Source organism: Melioribacter sulfuriphilus, from assembly GCF_051488685.1.
Taxonomy (GTDB): domain Bacteria; phylum Bacteroidota; class Ignavibacteria; order Ignavibacteriales; family Melioribacteraceae; genus Melioribacter.
The window spans coordinates 1-20,920 of the sequence record NZ_JBPSEH010000006.1 but is presented as its reverse complement, the minus strand read 5'-3'; the positions used below and the strand labels follow the sequence as shown (position 1 = coordinate 20,920).

15 protein-coding genes are annotated in these 20,920 nt (G+C 37.6%); 5 read left to right on the top strand and 10 right to left on the bottom strand.

Going from position 1 to position 20,920, the window contains the following annotated elements; translation table 11 throughout:
• Positions 1-5 precede the first annotated feature (5 nt).
• Together ACSSV9_RS09100 and ACSSV9_RS09095 are read right to left on the bottom strand one after the other, a co-directional pair.
• Positions 6-1,658 carry an NADH-quinone oxidoreductase subunit G gene (locus tag ACSSV9_RS09100; RefSeq protein WP_437346940.1) on the bottom strand — a complete coding sequence of 551 codons (1,653 nt, stop codon included), beginning with the start codon at positions 1,656-1,658 and terminating at the stop codon, positions 6-8.
• Between the two features lie 13 nt (positions 1,659-1,671).
• Complete coding sequence (locus tag ACSSV9_RS09095; RefSeq protein WP_437346939.1) at positions 1,672-2,940, bottom strand: M16 family metallopeptidase; 1,269 nt, start codon at positions 2,938-2,940, stop codon at positions 1,672-1,674.
• Positions 2,941-3,176: 236 nt separating this feature from the next.
• Here ACSSV9_RS09095 and ACSSV9_RS09090 point away from each other — a divergent pair, with 236 nt between their 5' ends.
• A complete protein-coding gene (locus ACSSV9_RS09090) occupies positions 3,177-3,347 on the top strand; it encodes a hypothetical protein (protein WP_437346938.1) in 171 nt (56 codons plus the stop codon).
• 200 nt (positions 3,348-3,547) lie between these two features.
• Here ACSSV9_RS09090 and ACSSV9_RS09085 read toward each other — a convergent pair whose 3' ends face one another.
• Entirely contained in the window at positions 3,548-4,237 is a 690-nt protein-coding gene (locus ACSSV9_RS09085; RefSeq protein WP_437346937.1) for an NUDIX hydrolase, read from the bottom strand.
• 174 nt (positions 4,238-4,411) lie between these two features.
• Between ACSSV9_RS09085 and ACSSV9_RS09080 the strand changes: the two genes are divergently transcribed.
• Positions 4,412-5,893, top strand: coding sequence for a xylulokinase (locus ACSSV9_RS09080; protein ID WP_437346936.1), 1,482 nt, complete (start codon positions 4,412-4,414; stop codon positions 5,891-5,893).
• 21 nt (positions 5,894-5,914) lie between these two features.
• Positions 5,915-7,243 (top strand): xylose isomerase, encoded by a 1,329-nt coding sequence (gene xylA, locus ACSSV9_RS09075; RefSeq protein WP_437346935.1) that lies wholly within the window; start codon positions 5,915-5,917, stop codon positions 7,241-7,243.
• A 38-nt stretch (positions 7,244-7,281) separates the two neighbouring features.
• Here the strand turns inward: xylA and ACSSV9_RS09070 are convergent, their stop codons facing one another.
• From ACSSV9_RS09070 to ACSSV9_RS09045, 6 genes are all read right to left on the bottom strand, one after another.
• Positions 7,282-8,481 carry an aminotransferase class I/II-fold pyridoxal phosphate-dependent enzyme gene (locus ACSSV9_RS09070; RefSeq protein ID WP_437346934.1) on the bottom strand — a complete coding sequence of 400 codons (1,200 nt, stop codon included), beginning with the start codon at positions 8,479-8,481 and terminating at the stop codon, positions 7,282-7,284.
• 57 nt (positions 8,482-8,538) lie between these two features.
• Positions 8,539-11,523 (bottom strand): PEP/pyruvate-binding domain-containing protein, encoded by a 2,985-nt coding sequence (locus tag ACSSV9_RS09065; protein WP_437346933.1) that lies wholly within the window; start codon positions 11,521-11,523, stop codon positions 8,539-8,541.
• Positions 11,524-11,550: 27 nt separating this feature from the next.
• Positions 11,551-12,912, bottom strand: a complete 1,362-nt coding sequence (gene gdhA / locus ACSSV9_RS09060) for an NADP-specific glutamate dehydrogenase (RefSeq protein WP_437346932.1) — start codon at positions 12,910-12,912, stop codon at positions 11,551-11,553.
• Between the two features lie 211 nt (positions 12,913-13,123).
• The gene (locus tag ACSSV9_RS09055) at positions 13,124-13,891 is read right to left on the bottom strand and encodes an MlaE family ABC transporter permease (protein WP_437346931.1); all 768 of its coding nucleotides are present in this window, start codon (positions 13,889-13,891) and stop codon (positions 13,124-13,126) included.
• Positions 13,888-15,579: a cation:proton antiporter domain-containing protein gene (locus tag ACSSV9_RS09050; protein WP_437346930.1), complete on the bottom strand. Its 1,692-nt coding sequence runs from the start codon at positions 15,577-15,579 to the stop codon at positions 13,888-13,890. The genes ACSSV9_RS09055 and ACSSV9_RS09050 overlap by 4 nt, the downstream gene beginning before the upstream one ends.
• A 22-nt stretch (positions 15,580-15,601) precedes the next feature.
• Positions 15,602-16,432, bottom strand: a complete 831-nt coding sequence (locus tag ACSSV9_RS09045; RefSeq protein ID WP_437346929.1) for a universal stress protein — start codon at positions 16,430-16,432, stop codon at positions 15,602-15,604.
• A gap of 121 nt (positions 16,433-16,553) precedes the next feature.
• On the opposite strand from ACSSV9_RS09045, the gene ACSSV9_RS09040 reads away from it, so the two are divergent.
• Complete coding sequence (locus ACSSV9_RS09040; RefSeq protein WP_437346928.1) at positions 16,554-17,624, top strand: branched-chain amino acid aminotransferase; 1,071 nt, start codon at positions 16,554-16,556, stop codon at positions 17,622-17,624.
• Positions 17,625-17,984: 360 nt separating this feature from the next.
• Positions 17,985-20,231 (top strand): methyl-accepting chemotaxis protein, encoded by a 2,247-nt coding sequence (locus ACSSV9_RS09035; protein ID WP_437346927.1) that lies wholly within the window; start codon positions 17,985-17,987, stop codon positions 20,229-20,231.
• A 294-nt stretch (positions 20,232-20,525) separates the two neighbouring features.
• Here ACSSV9_RS09035 and ACSSV9_RS09030 read toward each other — a convergent pair.
• A partial coding sequence (locus tag ACSSV9_RS09030) for a hypothetical protein (protein ID WP_437346926.1) occupies positions 20,526-20,920 on the bottom strand: 395 nt, incomplete at its 5' end.

Below are 20,920 nucleotides of genomic sequence, written 5' to 3'. Positions count from 1 at the left end.
ATAACTTATACAACCTCGTAATTTATTTGTACTCCCATTTCGCCTATACTATCGTAATCGATTCCCTTGAAAGCATCTATGTTATTAGAAATTTCGTTGAATACTTCTTCAGCCATATTGTACTTGACTTTCCCGTTCAAAGCATATATTAAGCGGGACAGAATTTTCCATGATGGAAGAGCATCATATTTATACCCCTGTTTCCATCTGTCGAACTTGGTTCCAAACTTATCCCATCTACTCATGCTCATCCCATCGAGTGCTCTGTCGAGTTCAACAGTTTCAACGGCAGGTATTATTCTTTGTAATCTACCCATGAAATTCACAAAAGAGCCGTGCTTTTCAGCATATGTAGCAGCTGGAAATAGATAGTGTGCCAGATCTGAAGTTTCGTTTCTATTTGTTGCATGAACGACCAGTAATTTTAGATTGGATAGCACATCTTTCAATTCTTCATTCAAAGCAGCAGGATTGTCTTCAACAATGTAAGCCGCTTTGACTTTTCCGTTTTTAAACAATGCAATTAATTCTTCGTAGTCCATTAACTTCTTCAAACCGAGCAATTCAGCGCCAGTTGAATTAGGGGTTTTATCCTCACGGATTAAAATATCGTCCTGGTCGCCTGGTTTAATGTGAGTGAGAAAATAAGGAATAGAGTTAAATTGTGCTGCAAGTTTTTTCAGAAGATAATTATCTTCGATAGTTGCATAAGGGGAACCGACAAATATAATTTCATCCGAACGATATTTTTTCAATTCTGTTGAAATATTTTTATAAGCTGTCTCCCAATCGGATTTAATGAGAGTTCCGTCTTTACGCAAAAAAACACCATCTATTCGTGTTTCCGAATTGACATGTTTAAAGGTGTTCAATCTACCGTTATCACACATCCAGTAACTATTTACTTCGGGATTGAAACGAGGCGTAAGTCTGAGTATCTGATTATTTCTAACCCAGATATCAATATTGCAGCCTCGTGAGCAGCCGATACAAATGGATTCAGTATGCGACATTTCCCATACGCGTGATTTAAATCTGAAATCCTGATTTGTCAAAGCGCCGACGGGACAGATGTCGACAACATTCAAAGAATAAGGATTGTCGAACGATTCGCCCGGGAAAGTAGTTATTGTTACGCTATCGCCTCTTTTGACAAAAGTTAGTTGGTTTGCTTTTGCAATTTCGTCGGAAAATCGAATACAGCGCGAGCACGATATGCACCGTTCGGCATCAAATTTAACGTAGGGACCCAGTTGAACTCGTTTTTCTTTTCTGTTTTTAATTTCCTCGAAGCGGCTTTCGCCTTTCCCATGGGCATACGCATATTCTTGAAGTTTACATTCACCAGCTTCGTCGCAGATAGGACAATCGAGCGGATGATTAATTAATATAAATTCCATCACTGCATTTCTCGCTTCCAGAGCTTTTTCGGATCTGGTATGGACGACCATTCCATCCGATGCAATAGTGGCACAAGATATAACAAGCTTTGGCATTTTTTCTACTTCAACAAGACAAACCCGGCAATTGCCAGAGACTGATAACTCGGGATGCCAGCAGAAATGCGGAATTTCAATGCCAGCACTGCGCGCCGCCTGTATAATTGTTTGTCCAGGTTTAAATTCTATCTGCTTTCCGTCGATTGTAATTTGTGGCATAACTTTCCCTTTTTTATGCTACACGCTGCATTAGAAAATTTTTTGAACTCAATATAATGCGTATTAATTTGTTGCTTCCGAAAATTTCATTTGCCATTTCCATTATGTCGTCTTCCTTGATTTTATTGATTTCTCTTATAGTTTCGGAAGGCGATTTAATTTCGTCAAAATAAATTATCGATTGTCCCATCCTCGTCATTCTGTTAGTAGTACTTTCCAGACTCATCATCAAATTACCAATCATATATTTTTTTGCTCTTTCGAGTTCTTTAAGGCTAATTTTTCTACTGCGGATTTTATTTATTTCTTCATTAATCAGTTTTTGAGCTTTGTGTACCGATTTCTCATTTGTCGAAAGATATATGCCAAATGTAGATACATCAAAAAAAGAATTCAAGAATGAATTTATTTGATATGCAATTCCATTTTCTTCTCTAAGACGCTGAAATAATCGTGAACTGCTGCCTTCACCCAAAATATACGACAATAACCGAGCAGCATAACGTTTCTTACTATTATATCCATAAGTCGTTGTTCCAGCAATGTAATGCACCTGTTGAGTATCCTTTTCTATAAACAGGTCGCCCGAAGGATAAAGTTCTAATTTCCTTTCAGGAATACTATAACGTTCGAGAGAATTATCGATATACTTCTCTATCAATTTAATCAGGCGAGAATGGCTTACGCTACCTGAAGCAATTATAAACAATCTATTGAATGTGTAATTTTTACGAACATAATCGATAAGGTCTTTTCTTGTAAATTTTCTGATATTTTTTTCCGTTCCTATAATTGGAAAGCCGAGTGTAGTGCCATTAAATATGGTGCTTTCGAAGCGGTCAAAAATTAACTCTTCGGGCGAGTCTTCAATATCACGAAGTTCATCAATAACCACCTGCGCTTCTTTGCGGATTTCGTTTACTGAAAAAACTGAGTTTTGAAGCATATCAGCAAGAACTTCAAAAGTAGGTTCAATACTATCTTTTAATCCTCTTCCATAATAACAAGTGTGTTCTTTAGATGTAAAGGCGTTCAGGTAGCCGCCAAGCGATTCGATTTCTTCAGCAATTTTTCTGGCACTTCTTTTCCGCGTGCCTTTAAAAAACATATGTTCGAGGAAATGGCTAATTCCATTATTTATTTCGTTTTCATCCCGTGACCCAACATTAAACCAAAAACCGAGAGAAAACGAGTCAACCTGGTCAATTTTTTCCGAGACTACGGTTATACCGTTATCGAGTCGAGAAATTTTTATATTTTTTAAATAATTATGTGTAGCCAAAAAAGATTTAACCGCATTTTATCTTAAAAATAATAAACAAATATAGACAATGCCCTGCACCTTTTCAAAGCTGAAAAAAAATTTATCTCATTCCTAAATTGGAGGGTAAAAACATATAAATTCTTATTTGCAAACAACATCATTTTTAGTTTTTGTAACTCATTTATTCAGCAAAAATAGCTCTTCATTGTGCTCCTTTTTGACATTTTCATTAATCATCATTTCGTGGTTAAGGAATGTACTTTATTTATTTTTTCGGTTATCTATTAATACTGCCTGTTCTTCTACAAATCAGGTATAAAAATTCCATAGTGCTCGAAATTTTATCCGTGGATCAATTGCAGGTGGAAACCAGAGCAATAATAATTATTAATCCTTTCAGACAGATAATTACCATCTCTGCGTAGAATTAATTTTTGTTGCCGTTGAGTAAACAAAATAGTTCCACTCTTTCAGGAATCAGTGAATGAATTATTTTCATTAGTACCTTCCACACTTATGATTTTTTATGAGATAGTTTACCATATAAGTGGAAATTATTTGCTCGTGGATTTGTTATTTTAAGGGGCATTTAAATTACAAACCACACTGGATTTGAAAGATTAATTTAGAGCTCGAAATTGAAACCGTCCATTTTTAACCTCTCATAAGTCCGTTTATCGAAGCGGTAAAGATAGGCGGGACGTCTTGTGCTATTTTTATCTTTTTCTTTCAGTTTGATGACAAGGTTCATTTTCATCAATTTTTTTCGGAAATTACGTTTGTCGAGTTTTTTGCCGATTATTACTTCGTAGAGTGTTTGAAGTTGTGGCAAAGTAAACTTTTCTGGCAGCAATTCAAATCCGATCGGTCGATAACGAATTCGAGCCCGCAATTTTTCCATAGCTTCCTGAATAATTTCAAGATGGTCAAACGGTAATTCGGGTAATTCATCGAGCTTGAACCACTTAGCTTCCGAAGTATCCACTCCCGTAGAAAGCACATATTGTTCCGGTTTAACCAGTGCATAATGTCCCAGAGTAAAAACTCTCCTTAGCGGGTATCTATCAACTTTATCGAAAATTTTAAATTCTTCCAGATAAATATTATCCAGTCCTGTAGTTTCTTTTAAGATTCGTTGTGCTGCCGTTTCAATCAATTCGTCTTTTTTTATAAAACCCCCTGGCAGTGCCCACCTTTCTTTAGCTGGTTTAATGGCACGTTTGACGAGCAAAACTTCTAATACCGAATTCTCGAACCCAAAAATCACACAATCGATAGAAATATTTTTTATTACGTCCTTGAGGATATGCGACATGATTTACCCAATGATTTATGTAAATTAGTATTGAAAACAAACGAAAAGTCATTACAAATTTAATAAACTTCCAGTTTATAAAGTCATAAATGCCAATTAAAAAATTCTGATGTTTTTTTAAAAATAAAAGTGTATTTTTTACACCTAATTAAAAAATCTTCGGGGAGTAACAATATGGTCTCAATCGGATATGACATCGGCAGCTCTTCCATCAAATGTTCTCTGTTCGACGTTAAGACAGGCAGAACAATCGACAGCGATTTTCATCCGAAAGAAGAGATGAAAATTTCCTCCCCAAAACCGGGTTGGGCAGAGCAAAATCCAGAAACCTGGTGGGAGTATGCAAAACTGCTTACAAAAAATTTAATTGCAAAGAACCAGGTCAGAGCAGAGGAAATTAAATCAATCGGTATTTCATATCAGATGCACGGTCTGGTTCTGGTCGACAGGAACATGAAAGTATTGCGTCCTTCGGTTATCTGGTGTGATAGCCGCGCCGTCGAAACTGGCAATAATGCTTTCGTCGAAATTGGTAAGGACTATTGTTTGAATCATTTATTGAATTCACCCGGAAATTTTACGGCGTCTAAACTGAAATGGGTAAAAGATAACGAACCAGACGTTTATGAAAAAATATTCAAAGCAATGTTGCCCGGCGATTTTATTGCAATGAAATTGACCGGGGAAATAGCAACAACAGTTTCTGGACTTTCGGAAGGTATTTTCTGGGATTTCAAGGAAAATGATCTTTCTGAAAAAATACTGGAATTTTACGGCATCGATAAAAAGTTGCTGCCAGAAATCGTACCTACATTTTCAATTCAGGGGAAGGTATTGCCGGAAGTTGCCGAAGAGCTCGGTTTGAATAAAGAGACTGTAGTTTCTTACCGTGCAGGCGACCAGCCTAACAATGCATTTTCTCTTAATGTTCTTAATCCTGGTGAGATTGCCGCAACTGCGGGCACATCCGGAGTTGTTTATGCTGTTATCGACAGACTTAACTATGACGATTTATCGCGTGTCAATCAATTTGCGCACGTTAACCATACTCCAGAAAAACCTCGAATCGGCGTGTTACTTTGTATTAACGGTACAGGTATTATGAATTCATATTTGCGTAAAAATATGGGCGAAGGTCTTTCGTATGAAATTATGAATCAGATGAGTTCCGAAATAAAAATCGGCAGCGAAGGACTCGTAATACTTCCCTTTGGTAATGGAGCCGAAAGAGTATTCGAGAATAAAAACATCGGTGCGCAATTTCTTAACATTGATCTAAATCGTCACACTAAAGCACACTTTTTCCGCGCAGCGCAGGAAGGAATTGCATTTACATTCAAATACGGCATCGACATAATTCGCCAGATGGGACTCGACATCAATGTAATCCGTGCAGGTAAAGCCAACATGTTCCTCAGCCCGATATTTAAATCAACATTTTCTAATATTATTGATGCAACTGTTGAATTGTACGATACAGATGGTTCAGTTGGAGCTGCCCGCGGAGCAGCATTAGGAGCAGGTCTGTTTAAAACACCCGAAGAGGCTTTCCGAAATTTAACCAAATTAGAGATAATTGAACCCAACAAATCCCAGAAAGAGGCAACAGAAGAGGCATACGGCAAATGGCTCGAGAACCTGAAAAAATTTATTTAACATAAAACAGGAGGAAGAAAAATGGATTATCTGACTGGTAAAAAAGAATATTTCACCGGTATCGGGAAGATTAAATACGAAGGTCCTGATTCCAAGAATCCACTTGCATTTAAATGGTACGACGAAAATAAAGTCGTATTCGGAAAAACAATGAAAGAATATTTCCGCTTTTCGGTAGCATACTGGCATACCTTCTGCTCTGAGTTATCTGATCCCTTCGGCAGAGGAACGCGTCGTCTGCCCTGGAACGAGGCCTCCGATCCAATCGAGAGAGCCAAAGATAAAATGGACGCTGCATTCGAATTTACAACTAAATTGGGTCTTCCCTTTTATTGTTTTCATGATTTCGATGTAGTGGAAGAAGGCAATTCAATTGTTGAATCCGATAAAAGGTTGCAAACTCTTATCGAATACGCCAAAGAAAAACAGGCAGCATCAAACGTTAAACTTCTATGGGGCACTGCAAATCTCTTTTCGCATCCGCGCTATATGAACGGAGCAGCGACAAATCCAGATTTTAATGTTGTCGCTTATGCAGCCACTCAGGTTAAACGCGCCCTCGATGCTACGATTGAACTCGGCGGCGAGAATTATGTATTCTGGGGCGGTCGCGAAGGCTATCTTACGCTGCTCAACACAAACATGAAGCGTGAAAAAGAACACATGGCAAAGTTTCTCGAACTCGCCCGCGACTATGCTCGCAAGCAAGGATTTAAAGGCACATTTTTGATTGAGCCCAAACCAATGGAACCCTCAAAACATCAGTACGATTATGATGTCGAAACGGTTATCGGATTTTTGAGATATTATGGACTTGACAAGGATTTCAAATTAAATATCGAAGTTAACCACGCAACCCTTGCAGGTCATACTTTCCAGCACGAAATTCAATGCGCAGTAGACGCAGGATTATTCGGTAGTATCGATGCTAACCGCGGCGACTATCAGAATGGATGGGACACAGATCAATTCCCAATTAACTTATACGAATTAGTCGAGGCAATGCTTGTAATTGCAGAAGCCGGTGGATTTGGAACAGGCGGCGTCAATTTCGATGCAAAAGTAAGAAGAAACTCGACCGACATCGAAGATCTGTTTATTGCCCATATCGCCGGTATGGATGCTTTCGCGCGAGCACTCATAGTTGCTGAAAAAATTCTGAACGAATCGGACTATAAGAAAATCAGACAGGAACGTTATGCTTCCTTCGATTCCGGCGACGGTGCCCGCTTTGAAAAAGGTGAGCTTACTTTAGAAGATTTAAGAGAAATTGCAATCAAAAACGGCGAACCAAAATTGATAAGTGGTAAGCAAGAATATCTTGAACAATTAATAAACATGTATATTTAATTTATGCTACTAAAAAAGGCTGCCTCGAGCAGCCTTTTTTATTCTTCATAAGTTTGCATGAAATGCCGTATTGCACTGTAAGCTTTATCGAGTTGATTTTCGGGCGGCAGAAATACAATTCTAAAATGACTTGTACCTGCTACCTGACCGAAACCGCTGCCAGGCACCGTAACAACTCCTTCTGCTTTGATCAATTCTTTTGCCCATTTAAAATCGTCTTTAACATATTTGAGTCTGGGAAAAGCATAAAAAGCGCCTTCTGGTGCAACGCAATTAATTCCATCAATCGAGTTGAGCATTTCTACCGTTATATCTCTACGACGTTTTAGTTTTTCCTTTGCTTCAATCAAATGCGACTGGTCGCCAAGTAAAGCTGGCGCAATTGCGTATTGTTCAGGATGATTGGCAGAGAGCCGTGCTCTTAGTAGCTTATTTATGGCTTCGATATAATCTTTTAGTAGAGTGCCATTGCCGCTTACAATTCCCCATCCAATTCGAAATCCGGGAACCATATAATTTTTCGACAACCCACCAAAAGTAATTACTGGCACTTCTGGATTAAGAGATGCAATCGAAATATGTTCTTTTTCGTCAATTATTAATTTGTCGTAGATCTCGTCTGAAAAGATTACAAGATTATGTTTAATTGCCAGTTCAATTATCTCTTCCAGTATTTCTTTTCTATAGAGAGCTCCTGTAGGATTATTCGGATTAATGATTATAATAGCACGAGTTTTATCGTTGATTTTACTTTTTATGTCATCAATATCGGGTTGCCAGTAATTATCTTCGTTTAGATAATAAGGATTTTCGTACATCTGCAATTTACTTTGAATCGCAGTATAAAGTGGATAGCCTGGAGTTGGAATAAGGATATTTTCACCTGAGTTAACAAGAGCCGTAAGACAAATATCGATGGCTTCGCTGGCGCCAGTCGTAATAAATATATTTTGAATATTTTTGATCCCTTTTCTTTCGGCTTCCTTTTCGATGGCTTCTAATGCAGGCTTAATTCCCGAAGAAGGCGCATAGCCGTTATAATTATTCAACATTGCTTTGTAAGTTTCTTCGATTAAAATACGGGGCGGCTGCCAGTCGAATAAATTTGGATCGCCTATGTTAAGGTAGAGCATTTCTTTCCCTGATTTAGCAACTTCGTTGGCAATTACCACAATATCTCTAACTGCATATTTGATATCATTTGTTCGTAGAGCGGGTTTAATAGTGATCTCAGACATAAATTACCATTAATTTTATGTAAGTGAAATATAATTTTTTTTGTCTGTTTCTCCAATTTATTCTGGTTTGACAATTATTCCGTAGTTTTTTTGACCGTTAATCTTGATGGTCAAAGGTTTTTCGAGTCTTATATGCTTCGTATAAATTTTTTCTTCAAGAGGTTCAAGACCATCAAGCCATTCCCAATCGACATAATTTTCCTCATCAATTTGATTTATAGAAAAGTAGCCCACTTTAAATGAAGTAAGATTCTGAAAGAAGTGAGAACCCTGCGAAGGAATAATATTTGTGTGTCCATAATTCGATTCGACTATTGCTCCAACGCCATTAATCTGTTCCCATATAACAGGGATTCCGAGCCATGGGTCAAGACTTCCCCATCTGCCGATTCCGATTAACAGGTATGGAGCACGCATTCCGATTAATTTATTGTTGAAATATTCAACTTCTTCGGCCATCATACTGGTAAATTTCGATTCGAATTTATGACGATTTACATAAACTATGTCCCTGATGTCATTCTTTATGCCGTTGCCCAGCACGTTATTCGATTTGCATAACAACGTATCGTGAGAATAATTCGAGACATCCAGTTCCTCCACCTCGCTGTTGATTACCATGGGGCGCATTTGCAAGAGCGCAAATTCAGCCGGCTTGCCGTGTCTGACACTCAAATTAACAGCAAACTCGATCTCTACCGGCGAAGCAGTACCCCAATTGCCCATTTCAAGTAGAAGATTCAAAATATCTGTCAGCGGGAATATTTTGTATTTTAGAATGGGAAGTAGTGTAAATAACTTTGGACCTGGTCGTTCAATGCCGTCATAAATTTTATTGTTGTCGTTTGAGTAAGTAGAACACGTAAATTTAAGAGTGTCATCTTTTAAAGCCTCATGAAGAGGATATTTCTTAATTATATTCTCTTCGTCAATGTTTTCCACATTAAATTCGGAATTAATATCCAGCGCATAAAAATGATTTGGCGTAAGATTTAACATTTCGTCGATGCTCGAAAACTGAATTAAACGGCCCGGGTGCTTGGGCGAAAATCGCAAAGGCATCTCACCGTCAACAATGTATTTACCAAGTCCTGGTGCTGCTGCAACAATGCCATCGCTACTTTTTAAAGGTGATATCGGATAATAATTGTATAACTTTGCGACACCTGAAAACTCGGGATAAAATCTACCATTATGATTTGAACCTACGAGCACCTGTATTATAACAGCCATCTTCTCTTCCTCAAGTCGATAGGAAGTCATCCTGATATAATCTTTCGATTTTTTTAAATAAATCGAAGCATAAATTCGTTTGATGGTCTTTAGCAGTTTATCGAGGCGCAAATCAAGAGAGTTCTCATTATTCGGTAGCATAAAAGTATCATATACACCTGCAAAAGGCTGATCTTGAGAATCTTCCAGAAGGCTCGAAGACCTTACCGCAATTGGACTTTTGACGATGGATAGAAAATCTTTTAATGAATCAACAACTTCCTTAGAAAATTTTCTGGCATTAAGAAACTTCTTTTTAATCTCGGAATCGTCATTTGATCGAAGAGCAAAATTGAGAAGATTATTATTGTTTACAAAATCATCAAATACCTCCGTCCCGATAACGACCGCAGAAGGCACAAAGATCTTAACGTCTTTGAAATGGTAACGTATGTCGAAATCGCTTAGCAATCGATTAACGAATCCCAAACCCCTGGCTTTACCGCCCAGTGAACCTCCACCTATGCGTGCAAAAGTAATTGATGGGTCGAACGATTCTTTATTAAAATCGGATATAATTCCTACCTGTCTTGATTTTCTGAATTCTCTTAATGAATTAATAAGACTCTTACGTAGCTCATCGGTTGTGATAAAATCGGTCACTTTTTGAGGCCTCAGTCGATGAGCCAGCCAGAACTCGGTTCTTGCTTTTAACCAGTTTGAGAAGTGATTTCGAGATGCATGGTACAGCAGGCTTTCGTCGGGAATTACTTTCAGCTGTGCCTCAAGCTCAATTAAATTTTTTGCACGCCCTACTTCTTTGCCATCGGGTGCCTTGAATTTGAACTCGCCAAAGCCAAAATTATCCAGCATAAATTTTTTCAAATCTTCTAACAAAGTGGGTGAATTCTTTATCAAGAAATCAGCTCCAATCTCCCTTGCTTTGATTTCGTTTTCTGCTAATGTCGATTGAAGTAAAATTGGAATATCCGAATGTCTCTCTTTGACTTTTCTTGCGAATTCAATGCCTGCATTGGGATTGTGTATCCCTTCTTTTTTAAAATCGATATCTGATATAATTCCGAGCACATATTCTTCATATTTTTCAAAATACTCCCATCCTTCTTCGAACGTAGTACAAAGCAAAATTTTCGGACGCGCCCTCATTCTCAAATACTTATGGGAAAGATTCAATCCTTCTGCCATAAGATTTTGAGATTGTTTTAGTATTTCCGTATAGATAATTGGTAAGTACGAAGAGTAGAACCGCACATTATCTTCAATTAATATAATCGACTGCACACCTACTTTTTTTGTGTCGTTTTCTACGTTGTTCCGATCTTCAAGGAATTTAATAATTGCCAGAACTATTCTATAGTCGCCCTGCCAGATAAACACTTTGTCGAAAATTAAAAAATCTTTGGTAGCCAGGAGTTCGTTCATTTCTCTATTGTCGTGGCCGAGGAGGACAACCGGAATATCGAGGCCGGCTTCTTTAACTCTTCTTGCAAATGTAATGGGCGACATATCTTCGATGTGAAGAGTGGTAATTATCAAATCAAATTTTCTTTCGTCGAGAGCCATTCTTATCGCCTCGGTGCCGCTGGATTTATGAACCAGTTCCGGCGCATGGCTTAGACTCAAACCTTCATATTCATGTCGAATATATTCATATAACCGTTTGTCTTCTTCGAGGATATAGAGGTCATAAAGACTCGATACGAGCAGAATATCCCGAATTCTGTAACGCATCAGATTATGGAAATCCTGAAACTTCGAGAAGCTGCTTTTTTCTATTAATTCTTTGTTAAACTTTATAACATTGTCCATAATCAACTACTTCATGTAGAAAAAAAATCATACAATACCCTGGTCGATCATAGCATCTGCCACTTTAATAAATCCGCCGATATTAGCACCATTAACGTAATTTCCAGGTGTGCCGTATTTTTCGGCAATGTCCACGCAGGTTTTATGAATGTTTTTCATTATTATTCTTAATCGATTGTCGACTTCTTCACGTGTCCACGAATATCTCATACTGTTTTGAGCCATTTCGAGTCCCGAAGTAGCTACACCACCGGCGTTAGCTGCTTTGCCAGGCCCATAGAGGATTTTTGCATCGAGGAATAAATCGATTGCTTCGGGTGTGCATGGCATGTTTGCACCTTCACTAATGAGGTAAACTCCATTCTTCAATAAATTCTGTGCATCTTTACCGTTAATTTCGTTTTGAGTTGCCGAGGGGAATGCGCAGTCGGCTTTGTGGTTCCATAATGGATTGTAATCGAGATTTGGGTCGACCGGGGTATAGAGAGCATTTTTATATTTTTCCGCATATTCTTTAATTCTGCCCCGTCTGTTATTTTTTAAATCCATTACGTATTTCAATTTTTCTGCATCAATTCCTTCTTCGTCATAAATATAGCCGTTCGAATCTGATAGTGTTAGTACTTTACCGCCGAGTTCAATTATTTTTTCGACTGTATACTGTGCAACGTTTCCGCTGCCTGAAACAAGGCATTTTTTCCCTTCAAGAGTTTCACCGCGCGTTGCCAGCATTTCGGATGCAAAATAAACCGAGCCATATCCTGTGGCCTCGGGTCTAATAAGTGAACCGCCCCAATTTAATCCTTTGCCGGTTAAAACACCTGTAAATTCATTCTTTAGCTTTTTATATTGTCCAAAGAGATAGCCAATTTCCCTGCCTCCTACTCCAATATCCCCGGCGGGTATGTCGGTGTTCGGACCGATGTGTCGATAAAGTTCGTTCATAAAACTCTGGCAAAATCTCATTACTTCCGCATCACTCTTTCCCTTCGGATCGAAATCCGAACCCCCTTTGCCCCCACCCATTGGTAGAGATGTAAGACTGTTTTTGAATACCTGTTCAAATGCCAGAAATTTCAGTATTCCAAGATTTACCGATGGATGGAAACGCAAACCTCCTTTGTAAGGTCCAATGGCGCTATTCATTTCGATTCGGTATCCCCTGTTGATTTGCACTTCCCCCTGATCGTCAACCCACGGTACGCGGAACATTATAACGCGTTCCGGTTCAACCATCCTTTCGAGAATCTTTTCTTTTCTGTATTCTGGATGCCTTTCCATTACAAGTGATAGTGATATTGCAACCTCGTAGACGGCTTGATGGAATTCTGGTTCGTTTGGATTTTTTGTTTTAACCAGATTCATTAGATAATTTACAAATTCTGACATGGCTACCTCTCATTGTTTTGATTGGTTTAATGAAAAAAATTTTGTTCTTTTCGGTTGGTACAAGGGTGTGTATTTTTATCGGAAGAAGAAAAATGATAATTAATATTAAGGGGTTTTGCCCCTTTAGTTGTATCATTGATATTTTTATTTAGATAATCTCAACTAAAAATTAAGATTAGTCGCATAATTAAGCAAGTAATGCTTTCCTCACCTAAAATACGAGCGTCCATAAAAAGTAATCGAGAATAAGAATCATTGCCGCGCTTAATACGAACGAGCGAATTGTAGCTTTTCCAACGCCTTCGGCACCTCCTTCTGTACGGAATCCGATATGACAACCCAATAACGAAGTAACTCCACCGAATATCATTCCTTTAAAGAGTCCAAAAGCAAAATCCCCAAAAAGGAAATATCTTCTAACCGATTCGAAGAAGACTGTAAACGAAACTCCGAGAAAAAAGTTGGAAATAAAATATGCACCAAAAGTTGCAATAATATTTGCAAAAATTACAAGTACAGGCATCATCAAAACAGCTGCAAAAAAACGTGGTGTGGCAAGAAAACGAACGGGGCTAATGCCCATCGTCTCGAGAGCATCGATTTGTTCTGTTACTTTCATCGAGCCTAATTCGGCTGCTATTGAAGCTCCAATTCTGCCAGCTATAACAATTGCAGTTAGAACTGGACCCAACTCAGTGATTATAGCGCGGCTCGTTGTTGCTCCAAGAAATGAGAGTGGCGCTATCCCTTTCAACTGATAAGCTGCCTGCCAGGCTGCAACTGCACCTGTAAAAACTGCTATAATAAAAACAAGCGGAATTGAATTTACCCCAATATGCTCCATTTGATAGAAAAAATTTTTCCTCCCTTTAAGTAACGAAGGAGCAAAACGAAAAATTTCACCGGTTAATCTGAATACCTGTCCACTTTCCTGAAAAAAATTTAAAGTTGCTCTTCCAATTTTTTGAAAAATTTTCATGACGTGAATAGCCGATTTATTGTTTTTGCTATTTCTTCCTTAGAATTTAGACTTGAAATATAATCGATAATCTCTTTTTTGCCTAATTTTTGGACAACTCCGGAAAGTAGTTCCAATTGTAATTCTGGTTTATCCACAGGTGTTACCAATAGAATTATCAAGTGAGCAGGTTTGCCGTCGAGCGAATCGAAGTTAATTCCTTTTTTATGAACTGCAACAACAGCTGCCGGATATTTAACATTGCAACGTGCATGCGGTAATGCTAAATGATTTTCCAATCCTGTTGAAAGAGTCTGTTCCCTTTTCCAGACCTCATTAAAGATTAAATTCTTATCTAATCCATTTACTTCAGCGAGTTTTTCGGATAGTTTTTCAATCAATATTTTTTTATCCATAATCGAATTATCCGAAATTAAAATTGCTTCTTTAGAAAGAATTCCGGCAAGAGTAAATCTAGTTTTTGTTTTGTCAATAAAATATTTCATTAAAGGCGCGCTTGTAAGCGTTGTGGTGAGCGCCATAATTATCAATGCCACAAAAACCCGTTCATTAATTAAACCAGCTTCGTAGGCAACAGTACCGAGCACCAATTCGATTGTGCCGTGTGCATTTAAACCAAATCCGATAGTCCATGAATCATACTTATCGAAACCGCCAAGTCGGGCGCCCAATGTTGAACCAAAAACTTTACCGACTACCGACAAAGTTAGCAATATTATTACGAGTAATGGATCGAAATTCTGTATGAAATTGATTCGCAAGCCAATTGATACAAAAAACAAGGGAGCAAAAATATTTGTTACAAATTGATTCATAATTTCACGGACATCTTCAGTCAAATGCACCGAATCTCCGATGGCAATGCCGATAATGAAGGCACCGAAAATTGCATGTATACCGATATATTCTGTAAAAGCTGCAGCACTAAATCCAATAATGAAAATGATATTGAGGATACCCCCCGGATTCGAAAGATATTTTTTTGCAAATCCAAACAAATAATCAAAAATTTTGCGGAAGAAGAAAAGTGAAACAACAATAAAAGCAAACAACAACAAGACTGTATTTCCCGCACTAATTCCGTGTCCTATATTTGAACCAATCATACCGAGAATAATCGAGAAGATAATCCATCCAACAAGGTCGTTAAACATTGCAGATGTAATAATTGAAAAACCAATTTCGGATTTGAAAATATTAAGATCCATCAATGTTCGAGCAACAACCGGCAGGGCAGTTATCGATAGCGCCGTACCGATAAACAAAGCATATATCAATCTGTCTTCGTCATTTATGATATCGAATTGATGAGGAAAAAAATATGCAAACGTAAAACCGAGTATAAAAGGAAATGCAACTCCCAGAATACTAATTAAAAGCGCTTTTTTGCTCTGTCTGATCAAGAGGGGTAAATCGATTTCAATACCGGATACAAGCAACAACATAACAATTCCTAAAAGTGTAATTGCGTGGAGCGCTATCGAAATCGTATCAGACTGCACGAAAAGTTTATTGAATGCTCCAGGGAAAATTGTTCCAAAAATAGTTGGTCCGAGCACAATCCCTGCAATAATCTCACCAATTACGATCGGTTGTTTTGCCAATCGAAGTAATTCCCCGAATCCTCTTGCAAAAAGAAGAATTATACTCAGTCCCACCAGAAACAAAGTTATTTCAGAAGCACTCATTGACATTGATGGCAAAAAATAATTAACGAATTATTAGTAATGAACATGGGAGTTGACTGAAAATAAATTCAATATCGTGTTTGAAAATACGATCGAAAAATTTTAGTTTATTTGACGGCAAAGCAACAACCAGTAAATCGCAACCAGCTTGTTGAGCGAATTGTTTTAATTCCCAGCCTTCTTTCCCGTAGCGACAAACAAGTTGAGGTTTGATTTCAGTAAGATTAAGCTCTTCGGCAAATAATTTCAGTTTCATTTCTTCTTCTTTTTGCCAAATTAATCTCTTAGATTCGGTCTCTTCTGTATTACCACCGTCGGAAATAGTTATCGCGAGCCCCGGTACTTGAAATTCTCTTACCAGGATGAATTCTTCTGCTTTTTCGAGTAGAGCCAATTTATAAGCTTTTTTAACGGCTATTTCGCTTAATGGCGTATAATCCACCCCTACACATATTTTATTGAATTTAATAATCTTATTTTCCGGATTAACCAGTACAAGCACAGAACATGGAGCTCCTCTCATAAGAGTTCGAGCTACCGAGCCGGTGTAATATTTTAAAAGCGGTTCTTTTTCAAGGGCGCCCGAAACTAATAAGTCGACCTTTTCTTTAATGCATACATCGATAATCGTATCCGCAGGTTCACCCATCTGCCAGATTAACAAATAATCGCCTTCTTTTAAGCCAGCTTCGCGAATCAATTCATTCATTTTAATTTCTTTATCGGAATTCTTTTCGCCTACATGGATTACCACCAGTTCTGCTCCAAACAATTGCGCCAGTTTATGAGCGTTTTTCAAAAGCGAAAGTCCGTTAGGCGAGAATGTAACTGCCAACCCGATTTTTTTAACCATTTCGCCCCTACATTTATTTTAAATGCAAGTTAATTAAATCCCTTAATATTGCCAATTAGAATTTATTTCGATTATTTTGTAACATAAATAACAAAAAATTAAATATAAAGCGGTACAAGCCATGAAAGAAATTAAAATAATCGACAGCGAAAAGAGAAAAGAAGTTAAACTTCCAGAGAATCTGATATTTGGGAAAATTTTTACCGAGCATATTTTCGAGATGGATTTCGATAGAGAAAAAGGGGGCTGGCAGACACCAACTATTAAAAGATATGAAAATCTAAATCTCAATCCGGCTGCGATGGTATTTCATTATGGACAGGCAATTTTCGAAGGAATGAAAGCTTATAAACAGGTTGATGGTAAAATTGCTTTGTTCAGACCTGAAAAAAATATTGAAAGGCTTAATCGTTCTGCAAGAAGATTATGCATTCCGGAAGTGGATTCCGAACTGGCATTAAAAGCCATAAAAGAATTAGTCAAGCTCGACTCTGAATGGATACCGCAGAAACCCGGGCATTCACTTTATATTCGTCCGTTTATATTTGCTACAGAACCCTGTTTCGGTGTACGTGCAGCTGACACATATAAGTTTATTATAATTTTGAGTCCCGTTGGACCTTATTATCCTCAAGGTTTTAAACCGGTACCGATCATGGCAACTGATAAATACATACGGGCAGTACGTAAAGGAACGGGTGAAGCGAAAGCTGCAGGCAATTATGCAGCTGGTTTAATTGCTCAGGAAGAAGCCAAAAAAGAAGGCTATTCTCAAATTTTATGGCTCGACGCAATCGAACAAAAATATATCGAAGAAGTCGGTGCAATGAATATTTTTATCCGCTTTAAAGATGAAATTGCCACACCTGCTCTAACTGGTTCAATTCTACCAGGAATAACAAGAATGTCTGTTATAGAGCTCTTAAAAGATTGGGGCTACAATATTAATGAAAGATTAATTGCTATCGATGAATTATTTTATGCTGCAGATAAAGGTGAACTTCTCGAAATTTTCGGTAGTGGTACTGCTGCGGTAATATCATCTGTAAGTAAACTTAAATACAACGATAAAGAGATTAAATTCAGTGACACCGAACCTGGTGAATTAGCATTAAAATTATACGACGAGCTAACCGGAATTCAATACGGAAAAATTGAAGACCGTTTCGGATGGATAACTTTTGTGGATTAAAAATTAAAAGGAGCGGAATTACTTCAAAGTGATGTCCGCTCCCTACTCATTTTATCCGGTATCTATAGATTCACAAGAAGTCTCTTTTCGCTGGTAATTCCTGTCTTCTTCCCAAAAAAATTTTTCTCCATATCTCAATTAAAACCTGTTTTTCTATATCAACTCAAATGAAATTTAATAATAACATTTCAGCTTCGTCTCGATTCCTTTTCATTCAAAGAATTTTTCGTGCCTGTTAAACTATCATTCCTGTCATTTTGAAAAATTCGGGAAAGTTTCAATTAAATTTAATTATTCTCTGAAAGAATCGATAATAAGGTAAGATTTGTCAAAATTTTTTTCTATAAGTAAGGGGAAGCTATGATCAAAAAATTTTATGATTTAAAAATTTTAACAAAGATTGTAGTCCTTTTTACTGCAATTGTAATAATGACTGGCATTAATGCATTTCTTGCTTACCAGAATTTAAACAAAGAAGAAAATGTAATTAATTATTTAGGGAAAAATGTTCTTCCATCTATTCAGTCATTAATTACACTTTATCAAGCCGAAACTTCGGCACTAAGTGCAGAAAGAGGTGTTCTTAACAGAGACCTAAAAGACAAAAGTATCAGAGAATCGATTTACAATTCGATTAATTCTGCTTTTGAAAGGGCTGATAAAGCCTGGAATATTTATGATAATCTTGATAAAACTGAAGAGCAGGCAAATATCTGGGCACAATTCAAAGAAGACTGGAAAGAATGGAAATCTATTCATCAGCAAGTAATTGAGAATCAGAGAAAAATCGACCAACTTATTCCTGAAGAAAACAATGAGCAAATTGAAGAATTAGTATTGCAAAACAATTTATTGTCTGTCAAAGCACTTGAAAAGTTCGATGCTGCTAAAGTCCATTTGAAAAAACTTGTTGAACTTTACGATTCGGAAGCAGAAAATTTCAACAACACAACATTAGCACAAGTAGAAGAGTCGAAATCGATAACAATTTTAATAATTATTATTACCGTTATTGTAATGCTCTTTTTTATACCGCTAATAACAAAAGTAATTGTAAAACCGATTAATAAACTTGCAAACAAAGCGTCCGAAATTCTGAAAGGTAATTTTAATATCGAATTCGAAAATACCGATTGGAAAGACGAAGTTGGGAATCTGAATCGTTCTTTCGCAGAAATGATAACAAAAATAAAGAATGAAATTGCACATTTTAAAAGTTTCCAGAACGGTGTCTCAAGTGCATTTTTTACAATCAATAATGATCTTACAATAACTTACATTAACCAAGCAGCACTCGACATAATAAATTCACCATACAAACCAGAAGAAATAATAAACAAAATGAGAGTAAAAGAAGTATTTGGAACTGATTCGATAAGTCGACGTGCAGTAGAAGGTAAATTTCTAAAGGGAGACAAAGCTTTCATTAAAAATAATAAAGGCGATGAAATTCCAATACTGGCTCAATCCGGACCGATTAAGAACTCGAAAGGTGAAATGGACGGAGCATTTGTATTCTTTACTGATATGAGAGAAATAGAAGAGAAAAACGAAGCTTACTTAAAAGAGCAGATTGCTCCGATAGCCAGTGTTATTCGGGAAATTGCAGACGGTAAACTAACACATAAACTTGATATTGATCCCAAGAGTGTGCTTTACGATCTCGGAAATGATATCAACCGCATGATTGAAGAATTAAAGGAAATCTTAATCAAAGTTCGGGAAGTGGTAAATGCCACAGCAAGCGCGGCAATACAAATTTCCTCGTCTACCGAAGAAATGGCGGCTGGTGCACAGGAGCAAAATCAACAGGTCAACGAAATTACATATTCAATTGAAAAGATGACAAAATCGATTCTCGATATGTCGGATAACCTCACTGAGGTAGCTGAGATGTCGAAACAATCGAGCCAGGCAGCTGAGTTAGGGACAAATAAAACTGCCAATACAAAAAAAGGAATGGATAAAATTGTAGAATCATCGGATAAAGCAGCCAGTATAATTGCAACGCTGGCAAATAAGACCGATCAGATAGGCGAAATTACGAGCGTAATTGATGAAATTGCCGACCAGACAAATCTTCTGGCACTCAATGCTGCTATCGAGGCAGCCCGTGCTGGTGAACAGGGTCGCGGTTTCGCAGTTGTTGCCGATGAAGTACGCAAATTAGCTGAAAGAACTACAAAAGCCACTAAGGAAATTGCCGATACCATTAAATCGATACAATTGGAAGTTCGAGAAGCCGATAAGTCGATGGCAAATGCAAAAATTTCAGTCGAAGAAGGAAAGAGACTTACCGATGAAATTGATAACGTCCTGAAAGAAATATATAAATCTGCAAGAAACGTCTCAGATCTAATTGATAGTATTGTCAGTGCCAGCCAGGAACAATCGATTTCAGCAGAAGAAATTAGTAAAAGCATCGAAAATATTACCACAGTAACACAACAAGCAGCTTCCAGTACATCTCAAATTGCACATTCCACGAATAATCTTACGCAATTAACTGAAAGCCTCCAAGAATTGATTGAAAGATTCCAGCTTGATTTAAACGATGGTAATAAAATTCTGTCAAAGAAGCGAATGGCACTTTCTGAAATGAATTGATTCATACATCCCCCCACAAGTCCGGTTAATGCGAAAATTCGTATTAGTATAACTTTTCACGAAAAATGAGAAATTTTTACAGTTAGCGTGAGAAATATAGACCCCCCGGTCTGTTATTCCTATATGCCATATTGTCAGCCTTCCGGGCTTCCTTTTCGTAGCGCCCTGCGAGCACGCCGCCTTTTGCGTACGCCTTTTAAGCTATCGCTTTCAAAAGCATTTAGATTATCTGCCAAATATGTCTTCGATTCTTTATAATCCTCTTTATAATCGTTCCTGATATTTCATTCTGCATCATAGATTTGTTATTACTGTTACGCCTTTTGAAATTAAAGTGGATACTGCAGCGCCACTTGCTGACGTGCGAGGAGCGTTGTTGCCTGCAATATCTATTTGTTTCTCATTAGTAAATGTATTCACATTCGCTAAATCTATAAGCAGATTGTCAACTTCGGTAGAAGATAAACCATAACCTGCAGCTGGACGTAAATATAAATGACGAAAATTATTTGCCCAAATTCTGCCTGCAGTATAATCAGCAAGGGTGTTTCTGCCACTGATACTTAAATATGTCACCACAGCAGGTGCATCTGCAATGTTGCCTGTGAGTGTGTTATAGCCACCGATATTTAATAACGTCAACCCAGCAGGTAGATCTGCAATGTTGCCTGTGAGTGTGTTAGAGCCAC

Coding starts and splice junctions, on each gene's coding strand:
- ACSSV9_RS09100 (WP_437346940.1), bottom strand. CDS start 1,658: ATGCCACAAATTACAATCGACGGAAAGCAGATAGAATTTAAACCTGGA.
- ACSSV9_RS09090 (WP_437346938.1), top strand. CDS start 3,177: ATGTACTTTATTTATTTTTTCGGTTATCTATTAATACTGCCTGTTCTT.
- ACSSV9_RS09085 (WP_437346937.1), bottom strand. CDS start 4,237: ATGTCGCATATCCTCAAGGACGTAATAAAAAATATTTCTATCGATTGT.
- ACSSV9_RS09080 (WP_437346936.1), top strand. CDS start 4,412: ATGGTCTCAATCGGATATGACATCGGCAGCTCTTCCATCAAATGTTCT.
- xylA (WP_437346935.1), top strand. CDS start 5,915: ATGGATTATCTGACTGGTAAAAAAGAATATTTCACCGGTATCGGGAAG.
- ACSSV9_RS09070 (WP_437346934.1), bottom strand. CDS start 8,481: ATGTCTGAGATCACTATTAAACCCGCTCTACGAACAAATGATATCAAA.
- ACSSV9_RS09065 (WP_437346933.1), bottom strand. CDS start 11,523: ATGGACAATGTTATAAAGTTTAACAAAGAATTAATAGAAAAAAGCAGC.
- gdhA (WP_437346932.1), bottom strand. CDS start 12,912: ATGTCAGAATTTGTAAATTATCTAATGAATCTGGTTAAAACAAAAAAT.
- ACSSV9_RS09055 (WP_437346931.1), bottom strand. CDS start 13,891: ATGAAAATTTTTCAAAAAATTGGAAGAGCAACTTTAAATTTTTTTCAG.
- ACSSV9_RS09050 (WP_437346930.1), bottom strand. CDS start 15,579: ATGAGTGCTTCTGAAATAACTTTGTTTCTGGTGGGACTGAGTATAATT.
- ACSSV9_RS09045 (WP_437346929.1), bottom strand. CDS start 16,432: ATGGTTAAAAAAATCGGGTTGGCAGTTACATTCTCGCCTAACGGACTT.
- ACSSV9_RS09040 (WP_437346928.1), top strand. CDS start 16,554: ATGAAAGAAATTAAAATAATCGACAGCGAAAAGAGAAAAGAAGTTAAA.
- ACSSV9_RS09035 (WP_437346927.1), top strand. CDS start 17,985: ATGATCAAAAAATTTTATGATTTAAAAATTTTAACAAAGATTGTAGTC.